The organism is Actinoplanes sp. NPDC049599 (assembly GCF_044465625.1).
Taxonomy (GTDB): Bacteria; Actinomycetota; Actinomycetes; order Mycobacteriales; family Micromonosporaceae; genus Actinoplanes.
The window spans coordinates 142,236-155,705 of record NZ_JBITLX010000002.1; the positions used below are offsets into that span (position 1 = coordinate 142,236).

Sequence of the window (13,470 nt, forward strand, 5' to 3'; positions counted from 1 at the left end):
GGTCGCGGTGATCACGCCCCGGACCTGGCGGCCGGGAACCCACCGCGCCGTCTCAGCCGACGCTGATCCACACGTCGTCGAGGCTGCCGTGGAACTGGTCGTTGTTGACGCCGGTGCCCTTGCCGCCCAGGCTCAGCGGCTGCGTGGTGACGACCGCCAGCGCCGCCGGCACCGTGACGCTGCCGCCGGCCTGGTTGTCGACCAGGATGGCCAGCTCGGTGCCGGTGCGCCGGCACTCCACCGCGTGCCAGTCGCCGTCCGCCACCGAGGTCCGGCTCTTCGCCACGTGGATCGCCGGGTCGGTCTTGTCGCTCAGCACGCAGCTGGGCCTGCCGGAGATCCCGTCGACCTGGAGCTTGTACTGGCCACCGGCGGTCGCGTAGCCCTTCTGCATGACGTTCTCGCCCGACGAGGTCTCGGCCGGCGAGAGCAGCACGCGCGCGCCGTACCGGAGGTTCTTCGTGCCCGGGTTCAGGTCCGGGACGTCGGTCGCCTGCAGCACCACCCGCGGGCAGTCCGCGCCGGCGCACTTCGGCGGGAACGAGATGGCCTGGCCGTTGCCGTGCGGCACGGTCCTGAGCGCGCCGCCGTTGACCGCCAGCGTCTTGAGCAGGTGCCCGTTGCCGGAGCCGTCGTCGAACGTGCCGTCGGCCACGGTCGAGTCGAAGTTGTACGACGCCACGTACGGCGACGGCGGCGTGGGCGGCACCGGCTCACGGGACTGCGGGCCACCGAAGGAGGCGTACCGCTTCTGCGCGGTCCCGCCCAGCGTGGTGAAGTCGCCGCCGACGCTGAGCAGCGAGAGCGCCGGGTTGGCGGCCAGGGTACGGACCCCGACCACGCCGTTGGCCTGCGGCGCCCACTCGGTCAGGTTGCCGGCGGTGTCGACGGCGGCGAGCTTGACCCGCGGCACCGAGCCGTCGGTGCACACGCCCTTGATCCCGTTGTTGGTGGTGGTGCAGGCCTTGTCGAAGTGCCCGCCGACGTAGGTGATGCCGTCCATGATGGTGATCGCCTGGGCGTCGCCGTCGAAGACCCGGGTCCAGCGCGCCGCGCCGCCGGACGTGTAGGCCACCGCCCGGCCGCCCAGGCCGCCGAGCGCCGCGTACACGCCGGTGGCGTCGGCGGTCAGCGCGAAGACCTGGGAGATCGGCTTGGGCAGGAAGCTCTTGTCCAGCACCGCGGTGACACCGTCGACCGCGGTGAGCCGCAGCGTGGAGCGGACCCCGTTGGTCTTGTGGAAGCCGCCGCCGAGGTAGACCCGGCTGCCCTGCACGGCCAGCGCGTTGACGGCGTCGTCGGTGGTCGGCGCCCAGGCGTCGAGCGCGCCGGTGGCCAGCGAGAACGCCGCCAGGTTGGCCCGCGGCGCGCCGTCCACGGCGGTGATCCGCCCGGCCAGGTAGAGCCGGCCGTTGCCCACCGCGAGCGCGTTGGGCTGGCCGAGCACGGTGTGCCGCAGGGTGGTCAGCTTGCCGGTGTCGGCGGTGATGCCGGCCACGGCGTCCCGGGCCGTCCCGGCCACCCGGTCGAAGTCACCCGCGGCGAAGACGGTGCCGCCGGCGACGGCCAGGGCGCGGACGGTCGCGTCGGCGCCGGGGTTCCAGGCCAGCAGGCCGCCGGTCCGCGCGTCGTAGGCCGCCAGCCGCTGCCGGGCGATGGTCTTGCCGCCGACGAGCGCCCCGGTGAAGTTGCCGCCGACGTAGACGACGTCGCCGCGGTGGGCGATGGCGTACACCGCCCCGTTGAACGACGGCGACGGTGTCGGCGTGCCCGACACCACCTCGGCCAGGGCGGCGCCGCCCACGGCGACCACCACGGTGGAGACGCCGACGAGGGCCAGTCGGCGTGCTGCGGATTTCAAGCCATTTCGGTTATTGCGCACAACGGTAGGTAACGGCGCTCGCGCCCAAAGGACGCGAGCGCCGATCCGTCGCCTGGCTCACACCACGCCGCTACGGGGTGACGGTGAAGGTCCGGCTGGTCCCGGTGAACGGCCGGATCGCGCCGGTCAGGCTCTTGGCGTCGCCGTGGTGCACGATCCGGTAGGTGCCCGCCGCCGCGTCGGCCGGCACGGTCCAGGTGATCTGGGCCGTGGAGACGCCCAGGTACTCGCGCTTCCAGCGGTAGATCGTCTGCCACTGCGAGTCGGTGGCCACCGTCTGCCACGCGCTGCCGGCCTGGCGCTGCACCTCGAGGTACGTGCCCTCGGTGTGCAGGTTGTTGTTCGGGTGGCCGGTCACGAAGTCCACCCGCACGTCGGCGCCGCGCGGGTAAGACGCCGCCGGCTGGGTCAGCACGCTGCCGAACGACTTGCCCAGCGGCGGGGAGTCCAGCACGACGCCGGGGCGCACGCTGATCCGGTTCTGCGGCAGCGCGGGTGGCTGGACCGCGCTGGGCGTGGCCTGCCCGTCGCGCAGCGCCGCCGCGATCCCGGCCAGTTCCTGCGCGTACGCCGACTGGGTGTAGCGGCCGAAGTGGGTCGCCGCGCCCTCGTAGTGCTGGAGGTCGTACTCCTCCGGGGTGGTGACGTAGCCCGCGTACGCGTTGGCATAGCCGGCCAGGACCTGGTGGGTGACCACCCCGGCGAGCTGCGCGGCGACCGCCTCGCGGACCCGCTGGCCGGCGACGATGGTGAACTCCCCGGGCGCGGTGGTCAGCGCCAGCTGGCCGATCCGCAGCACCTGCAGCGGCATGACCTGCGGGGTCCACGGCGGGTTCTGGCTGCCGGTGCCGAGGAACACGTCCTTGGGCGCCTGGCAGGCCCGGACCGCGGCCGGCGTCGGGTTGACCACGATCCCGGCGACCAGCAGCAGCGGGTTGGTGCTCAGGTCGCCCTCGTCGACGATGTCCGGGCCGGGCCCGTCCTCGGCGCCCGCGGTGAAGTTCTGCCCCAGCGCGCCGGGGCAGGTGCGGTGCGCCTGGCCGTCCGGGGTGTACGCCCCGGCCACCTGGACGGCGGAGAAGTCCACGTACCGGCTGCGGGCGGCGATCGGCCCGGAGAGCACCTCGGTGGCGCCGTCGAACAGCTGCTTCGCCTTGTCGGCCTGCAGCTTGCCGATGATCCGGGTGTTCTCGAACTCGTTGTCGGTGGGCCCCTGGGCGCCGCCGTTGCGCAGGTTGGGCGACATGTCCCCGGCGTTGGTCTGGGCGAACGCCGCCACGAAGCCGCCGCCGGACGCGTCCTCGATCAGGTGCGCGGCGTACCCCTTGTTGTCGGCGCTGATCAGGTGGTTGAACTGGGTCATCGAGGTGCCGTGGGTGGCGAAGAAGTTCAGCAGGCCGATCGGCCGGCCGGCCTGCTCGAAGCGCAGCACGGTCATCCGGGTGTCGACGGCGTTCGGGAACTTCGCCCGGTCGGCGGCCGGATTGGCCAGGAACGGCTCGATCGACCGGTTCACGTTCGCCCCGGTCAGGGTGCCCTCGGCGATCTTCACGGTGCCGGGCGCCAGGCCGGCGTGCGCCGCGTCGACGGCGCGCACGATGCCGGCCACGGTGGCCTCGAAGACCGGCGCCTCGAAGCCCAGGGTGGTCAGGTTGTAGAGCGTGTACTCGGTGAAGCCGCCGGGCGCGGAGTGGGTGTGGGTGGCGGTCAGCACCACGTTCTGGTCGGTGTACGTGGTGCCGTAGCGGGCCCTGAGCCGCTTGAGCACCTCGACCTGCACGGCCTGGGTGACGAAGTCGATCTCGGCGGTGACGAACGCGACGCGCTGGCCGGCGCCGTCGGCGATGACAAAGGCCCGGGCCCGGAGGCGGGACGCGAGGCCGGCGGTGGTCTGGGCGGGGTCGGCGTAACCGAGCATCCCGACCTCGGCCGGGGCGGCGGTGATGTCGCCGATCCCGGCGCCGACCTGATAGCCGGCGGGGGCCGCAGCGGCCGGGGGCGGGGCGGGCAGGAGCAGCAGGACGACGGCGGCGAGGGCGGTGAGCAGACGGGACACGGGCACCTCCGGGCAGACACCGAGGGCGATCAATATTCACGGATGTTAATACCTTTCATGTTTTCCCGCAGGGACTGTGGAATACTTCCGAAAACTGCATCCGAAACTTCCGAGGAGACGCTTGTGGCCCGCGTGACCATCGCCGCGATCGCTCGCGAGGCCGGGGTCTCGGTACCCACGGTCTCCCGGGTGCTCAACGGCCGCGCCGACGTGTCGCCCCAGACCCGTGAGACGGTCGAGAACCTGCTCAAGCAGCACGGCTACCGCCGGCGCGCGTCCCGCCAGCAGGCCGGCAAGGCCGCCCTGGTCGACCTGGTCTTCAACGACCTGGACAGCCCGTGGGCGGTCGAGCTGATCCGCGGCGTCGAGGACGTCATGCACAACTCCGGCGTGGGCACCGTGGTCTCCGCCGTGCACCGGCGCAGCACGGCGACCCGGCAATGGCTCCAGAACCTCTACGCCCGGGCCTCCGACGGCGTGATCTTCGTAACGTCCGACCTCACCACCCCGGTCTACGCGGAGCTGCAACGGCTCAACATCCCGGTGGTCGTGATCGACCCGGCCGGCGGGGCCATGGTCGACGTGCCCACCATCGGCGCGACCAACTGGGCCGGCGGGTTGTCGGCGACCCAGCACCTGGTGCAGCTCGGCCACCGCCGGGTCGGCTTCGTGGCCGGCCCGAAGAACCTGCTCTGCAGCCGGGCCCGGCTGGACGGCTACCGGGCCGGGCTGGAGGCCGCCGGGCTGGTCCCCGACGAGGACCTGATCCGCCAGGGCGACTTCCTCTACGACTCGGGCTTCGCCGGCGGCGCGTCGCTGCTGTCGCTGGCCGACCCGCCGACCGCGATCTTCGCCTCCAGCGACACGATGGCGCTGGGCGTGCACGAGGCGGCCCGGCAGCGCGGCCTGCGCGTGCCCGACGACCTGAGCGTGGTGGGCTTCGACGACCTGCCGGAGGCGCGCTGGGCGTCGCCGCCGCTGACCACGGTGCGCCAGCCGCTGGCCGAGATGGGCGGGCTCGCCGCCCGGACCATCCTGCGGCTGGCCCGGGGCGAGGAGATCCAGGCGCCGCGGATCGAGCTGGCCACCGAGCTGATCGTCCGGGACAGCACCCGCCCGCCGCGCGGCTGACCCTGGGTGACCTTCCTGGCGGCACAGGGTGACCAGATCTTACCGCCCGGTGACGTGAGCCCTCCACGCTGATCGGCCTCGATCCCTGCGGCGTATCCCGGTGCGCAGCAGGCGGTCGGCCGCCTGCGTCTGGAGGCAAGCACCCATGAGAGTCAGCAACAGGACCGGTCCGGCGCGGCTGGTGGCGGTCGCCGCGACGCTGGTCGTCACCGCCGGGGCCACGGCGTACTTCGTCTCCGCCGGGGGCAAGGGCGAGGCGTCCGCCGGGACGAGCCTCGCCGACTACGTGGCGATCGAGCGGGTCACGCCGAACGTCGTCACGCCCGAGCCGCGGCGCGGCGCGGCCACCGGGACGTTCACCGTCGACTGCGGCACCAACGGCAACGGCAAGTTCAGCCCGGACAACCCGGTCGCCCAGCCCGGCATCAGGAACGGCGCCGAGCACGTGCACGACTTCGTCGGCAACCAGGCGATCACCGCGGACACCCCGGACGCGGCCCTGGCCGCCGCCGGCACCACCTGCCGCAACGGAGACCGGTCCTCGTACTTCTGGCCGGTCGTCCGCATCGACAAGGCGGTCCGGGCCGCGGCAGATCCGGCCACCGCCGGGCCGGCCGTCTCGTGCCCGCAGGTGCGCGACAAGCTCCCGGCCGTCCCGGCCCGCGACCGCGCCGCGGTGAACCGGCAACTGGCCCGGCTCGACACCGCACTGGCCGCGGCGAACAAGCGGATCGCGGCGAGCCGCGGCCGGATCGACGCGGACCTGAACAACTCGGTGACCGGGCCGCTGCGCGCGCAGCGGGCCCGGGCGCTGAAGACGATCAGTGCCTTGCTGAACGGCCGGGCCGGCCGGCTGGTGTCGCTGGTGGAGTGCGAGGTCAGCTACGACGGGTTGCACGCCGGTCACGCGGGCGCGTCCCCGCGCAGCGTCGCCAACCCGAGCGTGCGCTGCCCGTCCGTGCGCGCCGGGCTGCCCGCCGTACCGGACCAGGCACTGACCGAGGTGGACCGCAACCTGGCCGAGCTGGACCAGCAGATCGCCCGGGCGAACGAGCGCCTGGTCGAGGCGCCCGGCGACAGCGGCGTGCTCGGCGCCCTGCAAGCCCGGCGGACCGCCACGATCGATCGGATCGTCATCGCCATCGGCCGCCGCGCGACCCGGCCGACCGGCCTCGGCAAGCTCGCGGCCTGCACCGTCGGCAAGGGGACGGACACCCCAGCCGCGGGTGGCGACCCGCAGCTACCGGCGCCGAGCGGGCCGAACCTCGAGCTGCCCGGCAACACCGGCGCCATCGTGCGCCCGGCCGCCGTGCTGATCGAGTACCGCGGCAACCCGGCCGGCAAGGTCACCCCGATGCCGCGCTTCCTGCGCGCGCTGACCGGTGACGCCAAGCCGACCAGCCGCGGCCCGGCGAACGCCCGTAACTCCTGGACCTGCTCCGGCTTCGCCGACCGGCTGTCGGACAAGTACCCGATCTGCCCGGCCGGCCGCCGGGTGCTGCGGGTGCACGACTTCCCCGGCTGCTGGAACGGCACGGACGTCGACAGCGACAACCACCGCGCCCACCTGGCCTTCGCCGGCCGCGACGGCGCCTGCCCGCCGGGCTTCGTCGCCATCCCGCAGCTGCGGATCACCATCTCCTACGCCATCCCGCGCGACGTCCAGCAGCAGGGCCGGTTCGCGCTCGACTCGTTCCCCGAGGAGAACCACAACCCGTTCTCCGACCACGACGACTTCGTCAACGTCAACTCCGACCGGCAGATGAAGCGGATCACGGCCTGCCTCAACGGCGGCCGGCGCTGCCGGTGAGCCGGGGGCCGGGGCGCACGGCACCGCCCCGGCCCGCGGTACGCCGTTAGGGTGGGGTGATGTCCAGCATCTTCTCGCAGCGCGACCTCGACTTCCTGCTCTACGAGTGGCTCGACGTCACCGCGTTGACCGCGCGGCCCCGGTTCGCCGAGCACTCCCGGGAGACGTTCGACGCGTTCCTGGCGGTGTCCGCGCAGATCGCCGAGCGTGAGTTCGCCACCCACAACCGGCGCAACGACGCCGAGGAGCCGCGCTTCGACGGCGAGCGGGTGCACATCATCCCCGAGGTCCGGGCGGCGCTGGGCGCGTTCAACGACTCCGGCCTGCTCTCCGGCGGGATGGACGAGGCGGTCGGCGGCATGCAGCTGCCGCACGTGGTGCACCGGGCCTGCTTCCTGTGGTTCCAGGCCGCGAACATCGCCACCTCGGCGTACCCGCTGCTGACCATGGCGAACGCCAACCTGCTGCTCACCCACGCGGCCCCGGAGCACGTGGCGCGGTTCGTCGGCCCGATGATCGAGGGCCGGTTCACCGGCACCATGTGCCTGTCCGAGCCGCAGGCCGGCTCGTCGCTGAGCGACGTCACCACCCGCGCGGTGCCGGCCGGCGACGGCACGTACCGGGTCACCGGGAGCAAGATGTGGATCTCCGGCGGCGACCACGAGCTCAGCGAGACGATCGTGCACCTGGTGCTGGCCCGGGTCGCCGGGGCGCCGGCCGGGGTCAAGGGGCTGTCGCTGTTCATCGTGCCCAAGCACCTGGTCGGCGACGACGGGCGGGCCGGCGCGCGCAACAACGTGGTGCTGGCCGGGCTGAACCACAAGATGGGCTTCCGCGGCACCACCAACGCGGTGCTGGCGTTCACCGACAGCGAGGCGTACCTGGTCGGCGAGGAGGGCCGCGGGCTGGCCTACATGTTCCAGATGATGAACGACGCGCGGATCGGCGTGGGGGCCGGCGCGGTGGCGCTGGGCTACACGGGTTATCTGCACGCGCTGGCGTACGCCCGCGAGCGGCTGCAGGGCCGGCCCGTGGCCGGCAAGGACCCGGCCGCCCCGCCGGTGCCGATCATCCGGCACCCGGACGTGCGCCGGATGCTGCTGGCGTCCAAGACCTACGTCGAGGGCGGCCTGGCCCTGGTCCTGTACGCGGCAAAGCTCGTCGACGAGCAGCACACCGGCGACCGGGCGGCGGCCACACTGCTGCTGGACGTGCTGACGCCGATCGTCAAGGCCTGGCCCTCGCAGTGGTGCCTGCTCGCCAACGACCACGCCATCCAGGTGCACGGCGGCTACGGCTACACCCGGGAGTATCCGGTCGAGCAGTTCTACCGCGACAACCGGCTCAACCCGATCCACGAGGGCACCGACGGCATCCAGGGGCTGGACCTGCTCGGCCGCAAGGTGGTCATGCAGGACGGCGCCGGGTTGAAGCTGCTGGTCGGCACCATGCGCGCCGCCGCCGAGCGGGCGCCGGCCGAGCTGGCCGAGTTCGCCGCGCTGCTGGAGAGCGGCTGCCAGCGGCTGGTCGAGGTCACCGCCAAGCTCTGGGCCGACGCCGACCCGGAAATCGCCCTGGCCAACTCCACCGCGTACCTGAACGCGGCCGGCCACCTGGTCGTGGCGTGGATGTGGCTGGAGCAGGCGACCGCCGCGGCGGGCAAGCAGGGATCGTTCTACGACGGCAAGCGGCTGGCCGCCCGCTACTTCTTCACCCACGAGTTGCCCCGCACCGCCGCCTGGTTCGACCTGCTGGAGAGCCGCGACACGCTGCTGGCCGACCTGGACGACGAGTGCCTCTGACCTTCCTGGAGTCCCCCCTGCCGCTGGCGTTCGCCCACCGGGGCGGCGCCGCCGACGGCGACGAGAACACGGCCGAGGCGTTCGGCCGCGCGATCGACCTGGGATTCCGGTACGTCGAGACGGACGTGCACGCCACTGCGGACGGCGTGCCGGTGGTGTTCCACGACGCCGCGCTGGACCGGCTCACCGGCACCACCGGGCGGATCGCCGACCTGCGCTGGGCCGACCTGGCGACGCTGCGGATCGGCGGGGCGGGCGCGGTGCCCCGGCTGGCCGACGTGCTGGGCGCGTGGCCCGAGGTGCGGTTCAACATCGACGTCAAGGCGGACCCCGCGGTGGCGCCCACCGTCGACGCCGTCCGGGCCGCCGCCGCGACGGACCGGGTGCTGCTCGCCTCGTTCAGCGACGCGCGGCTGGCCCGGCTGCGCACCCTGGCCGGCCCCCGGGTCGCCACCTCGCTGGGCCGCGGCGAGGTGGCCCGGCTGCGGATCTCCTCACTGCTCGGCACCCGGCTGCGGCTGCCGCCGACCGCGGTCGCCGCCCAGGTGCCGGTCCGCCACGGCCCCGTGCCGATCGTGGACCGCCGCTTCCTCGCCCACGCCCACCGGCTCGGCCTGCACGTGCACGTCTGGACGATCGACGATCCGGCGGAGATGGCCCGGCTGCTCGACCTGGGTGTGGACGGCATCATGACCGACCACCCGGCGCTGCTGCGCGAGGTCTACGCCGCCCGGGACGCCTGGCCCTCGTAACAAGGGCATTGACGACGTGTTACGCGTCGATGATAATCGGCCGAGCGTTGTTAACGTTCACATTGGAGGACGCAAATGTCCCCGTCCCGCGCGCTCCTCGGTCTCGCGACCGTGACAGTGCTGCTCGCCACCGTCGGTGGTGCCGCGCCGGGCCTGGCCCAGGCCCCGGCTGCCGCCCCCGACTACACGATCACCGTCGACCCGGCCGCCACCGGCCCGGAGATCTCCGACTCCATGTACGGCGTCTTCTTCGAGGACATCAACTTCGCGGCCGACGGCGGCCTCTACGCCGAACTGGTCCGCAACCGCTCCTTCGAGTTCCTCCCGGTCGACAACTCGGCCTACACCGGACTGACCGCCTGGACCCCGGGCGCGGAGGCCGGCGGCGCGGGCACGGCGTCCACCGTCGACGACGCCGCCCGGCTCAACGACCGCAACCGCACCTACCTCAAGCTGGCCCTGGCCAACCCGGCCGGCGGGCGCTACGGCGTGACGAACGCGGGCTACAACAAGGGCTTCGCGGTGACCCGCGGCGCCACGTACGACTTCTCGGTCTGGGCCCGCAGCGACTCCCCCGCCGGCACGCCGGTCACGGTGACCCTGCGCGACACCGCCGGCGAGCCGCTCGCCGCGCCGGTGACCCTCACCGTGACCGGCGACGCCTGGAAGCGCTACCCGGCCACCGTCCGGGCCACCCGGACCACCGACGCCGGCCGGCTCGCCGTGCTGGCCGGCGGCACCGGCACGCTGCGCCTCGACATGGTCTCGCTGTTCCCCGAGGCGACCTACAAGGGCCGCCCCAACGGCCTGCGCAAGGACCTGGCCGACAAGATCGCCGCGCTGAAGCCCGGGTTCGTGCGCTTCCCCGGCGGCTGCCTGGTCAACACCGGCAGCATGTACGGCTACGACGCCGCGAACAACTTCCCGCGGGCCCGCTCGTACCAGTGGAAGGACACCGTCGGGCCGGTCGAGACCCGCGCCACCAACGCCAACTTCTGGGGCTACAACCAGTCCTACGGGCTCGGCTACTACGAGTACCTCCAGTTCTCTGAGGACATCGGCGCGATGCCGCTGCCGGTGCTGCCCGCGCTGGTCACCGGCTGCGGGCAGAACCGGGCCACCAACGACCCCGCCCTGCTGCAGCGGCACATCCAGGACGCCCTCGACCTGATCGAGTTCGCCACCGGCCCGGCCACCTCGACCTGGGGCAGACTGCGCGCCGAGATGGGCCACCCGAAGCCGTTCGGGCTGACCCACGTGGCCGTCGGCAACGAGGAGAACCTGCCCAACGAGTACTTCACCACCTTCCTGAAGTTCCGCGAGGCGATCGCGGCGAAGTACCCGGACATCACCGTGGTGAGCAACTCCGGGCCGGACGACCAGGGCGCGACCTTCGACAACCTGTGGGCCAAGAACAAGGCCGCGAACGTGGCGATGGTCGACGAGCACTACTACAACAGCCCGGCCTGGTTCCTGGGCAACAACAAGCGGTATGACTCCTACGACCGCGCCGGCCCGAAGGTCTTCCTCGGCGAGTACGCGTCGCTGGACAACAAGCTGTTCAACTCCCTGGCCGAGGCGTCGTACATGACCGGGCTGGAACGCAACGCCGACGTGGTCAAGCTGGCCTCGTACGCGCCGCTGCTGGCCAACATCGACCACGTGCAGTGGAAGCCGGACATGATCTGGTTCGACAACGACGAGTCCTGGGGCTCGACCAGCTACCAGATGCAGAAGCTGTTCATGACCAACGTCGGTGACCGGGTGGTGCCCAGCAAGTCGACCGGCAAGGTGGTGCAGCCGAAGCCGATCACCGGCGCCATCGGCCTGTCCACCTGGGCCACCGCCGCCACCTACGACGACATCAAGGTGACCTCGCCGGACGGCGCCGTGCTGTTCAGCGACGACTTCTCCGCCGGCGCCGGGCAGTGGACGCCGGTGGAGCCGCGCGGGGCCTGGTCGGTTGTCGACGGCGCCTACCGGCAGAGCGACACCGCCGCGCTGGACACCCTGGTGAAGGCCGGCGACATCACCGCCACCGACTACGACCTGACGCTCAAGGCCACCAAGCAGGCCGGCGCCGAGGGCTTCCTGGTCGCGTTCGGGGTGCAGCCCTCCGGCGAGCTGTACTGGTGGAACCTGGGCGGCTGGAACAACACCCAGGGCGCGATCCAGAAGGGCGCCGGCGGGTCCAAGGAGATCGTGCTCGCCAAGCCGAACTCGATCGCCACCGGCACCACGTACGACATCCGGATCCAGGTGCGCGGCACCCAGGTGACCCTCTTCCTCAACGGCACGGAATGGGGCAGCTTCACCGACGACCAGGTGACCGAGCCGTTCGCCCAGGTGGTCACGCACGACGACAAGACCGGCGAGCTGATCGTCAAGGTGGTCAACGCCCAGGACACCCCGGCCGTGACCACGGTGGACCTCGGCGGCCGCAAGGTGGCCAAGCAGGCCCGGATGACCGTGCTCACCGGCGACCCGCAGGAGCAGAACACCCGCTCCGCCGAGCCCATCCAGCCGGTCACCACCACCGTCAGCGGCATCTCCGCGAAGTTCACGCGCACCTTCGCGCCGAACTCCGTGACCTTCCTGCGCATCCGGACCAAGTGAGGTTGCAGATGACATACGACATTCGCCGCCGGACCCTGCTGCTGGCAAGCGTGGGCGTCGCCGGGGCCGGACTGCTCGCCGCGTCTCCCGCGCAGGCCCGCAAGGCCCGCACCGACGCCGAGATCTACGGCGTCACCACCCGCAACCCGCTGATCGAGCAGCGGGCCGACCCGTTCATCACGCCGCGGCACCGGGGCCGGTACTACTTCACCGGCTCGGTGCCGGAGTACGACCGGGTCATCGTGCGCGGCGCGACCACCATCGACGGGCTCGCCACCGCCACCGAGTCGGTGGTCTGGCGCCGCCCGGCCACCGGCAAGATGGGCGGGCACATCTGGGCGCCGGAGCTGCACCGCATCGACGGCCGCTGGTACATCTACTTCGCCGCCGGCGACTCCGACGACGTCTTCCGGATCCGGATGTACGTGCTGGAGTCGGCGCTGGCCGACCCCACCGACCCGGCGGGCTGGACGCTGAAGGGCCAGATCGCCACCGAGTGGGAGAGCTTCTCGCTGGACGCCACCACCTTCGCCCACCGCGGGCGCCGCTACCTGGTGTGGGCGCAGAGCGAGCCGGAGATCGCGGTCAACACCAGCCTCTACATCGCCGAGATGAGCTCACCGTGGGCGCTGCGCACCAAGCCCACCCGGATCGCCACCCCGACGAAGAGCTGGGAGATCCAGGGCTTCCGGGTCAACGAGGGCCCGGCGGTGCTGATCCGCAACGGGCGGGTGTTCCTGACCTTCTCGGCCAGCGCCACCGACGCCCGCTACTGCATGGGCCTGCTGACCGCCGACGCCCGCGCCGACCTGCTCGAGCACGCGTCCTGGACCAAGTCCCCCGACCCGGTCTTCGTCACCAACGTGGAGACGAAGCAGTACGGCCCCGGGCACAACAGCTTCACCGTCGCCGAGGACGGCAGGACCGACGTCATGGTCTACCACGCCCGGGACTACCGGGACATCACCGGCGACCCGCTGTACGACCCCAACCGGCACACCCGGGTCCAGCGCCTCTACTGGCACCCGGACGGCACGCCGCTGTTCGGCGTACCGGTGGGGGCCGGCGGCCCGATCGTCCGGCTCTCCCCCGCGGACGCACCCGGCCGGTTCGTCACCCGCGACGGCGCCGCGCTGGCGGTCCGCCCGCCGGACCACGCGCCGGCCACCACCCAGTTCCGCTTCGTCGCCGGCGCCGGCGGCGGCGAGCATCTCCAGTCCGTCGACTTCCCCGACCGGCACGTGCGGGTCGTGGACAGCACGGTCCGGGTCGAGGCGGGCGCACCGGCGGCTCTCCGGCGGGTGCCGGCGGGCCGCGGCGTGCGGCTCCAGCTCGCCGACGACCCCACCCGCTACCTGCGGCACCAGGACGGGGCGGTGGTGACCGGCGACGCAACGGTCTTCCTGCTGACCTGAGCCGGT

General features: G+C 72.5%; 8 protein-coding genes. 6 read left to right on the forward strand and 2 right to left on the reverse strand.

The features are described from left to right. Positions 1 to 52: 52 nt before the first annotated feature. A complete protein-coding gene (locus tag ACIBQZ_RS03905; protein ID WP_396086931.1) occupies positions 53 to 1,861 on the reverse strand; it encodes a LamG-like jellyroll fold domain-containing protein in 1,809 nt (602 codons plus the stop codon). Positions 1,862 to 1,952: 91 nt separating this feature from the next. After that, positions 1,953 to 3,938, reverse strand: a complete 1,986-nt coding sequence (locus tag ACIBQZ_RS03910) for a neutral/alkaline ceramidase (protein WP_396086932.1) — start codon at positions 3,936 to 3,938, stop codon at positions 1,953 to 1,955. 123 nt (positions 3,939 to 4,061) lie between these two features. On the opposite strand from ACIBQZ_RS03910, the gene ACIBQZ_RS03915 reads away from it, so the two are divergent. The 6 genes from ACIBQZ_RS03915 to ACIBQZ_RS03940 all read left to right on the forward strand — a co-directional run bounded on the left by ACIBQZ_RS03915 (position 4,062) and on the right by ACIBQZ_RS03940 (position 13,464). Next, the gene (locus ACIBQZ_RS03915) at positions 4,062 to 5,069 is read left to right on the forward strand and encodes a LacI family DNA-binding transcriptional regulator (RefSeq protein ID WP_396086933.1); all 1,008 of its coding nucleotides are present in this window, start codon (positions 4,062 to 4,064) and stop codon (positions 5,067 to 5,069) included. Between the two features lie 145 nt (positions 5,070 to 5,214). Then, positions 5,215 to 6,879 (forward strand): DUF1996 domain-containing protein, encoded by a 1,665-nt coding sequence (locus ACIBQZ_RS03920; protein ID WP_396086934.1) that lies wholly within the window; start codon positions 5,215 to 5,217, stop codon positions 6,877 to 6,879. Positions 6,880 to 6,938: 59 nt separating this feature from the next. After that, complete coding sequence (locus ACIBQZ_RS03925) at positions 6,939 to 8,681, forward strand: acyl-CoA dehydrogenase (protein ID WP_396086935.1); 1,743 nt, start codon at positions 6,939 to 6,941, stop codon at positions 8,679 to 8,681. Beyond that, on the forward strand, positions 8,672 to 9,433 hold the full coding sequence (locus ACIBQZ_RS03930) for a glycerophosphodiester phosphodiesterase (protein WP_396086936.1): 762 nt from the start codon (positions 8,672 to 8,674) through the stop codon (positions 9,431 to 9,433). Before ACIBQZ_RS03925 ends, ACIBQZ_RS03930 begins: the two co-directional genes overlap by 10 nt. Positions 9,434 to 9,508: 75 nt before the next feature. Further along, positions 9,509 to 12,049, forward strand: coding sequence for an alpha-L-arabinofuranosidase C-terminal domain-containing protein (locus ACIBQZ_RS03935; protein ID WP_396086937.1), 2,541 nt, complete (start codon positions 9,509 to 9,511; stop codon positions 12,047 to 12,049). A gap of 8 nt (positions 12,050 to 12,057) precedes the next feature. Next, positions 12,058 to 13,464 carry a family 43 glycosylhydrolase gene (locus tag ACIBQZ_RS03940; RefSeq protein WP_396086938.1) on the forward strand — a complete coding sequence of 469 codons (1,407 nt, stop codon included), beginning with the start codon at positions 12,058 to 12,060 and terminating at the stop codon, positions 13,462 to 13,464. The last annotated feature ends 6 nt before the right edge of the window (positions 13,465 to 13,470 follow it).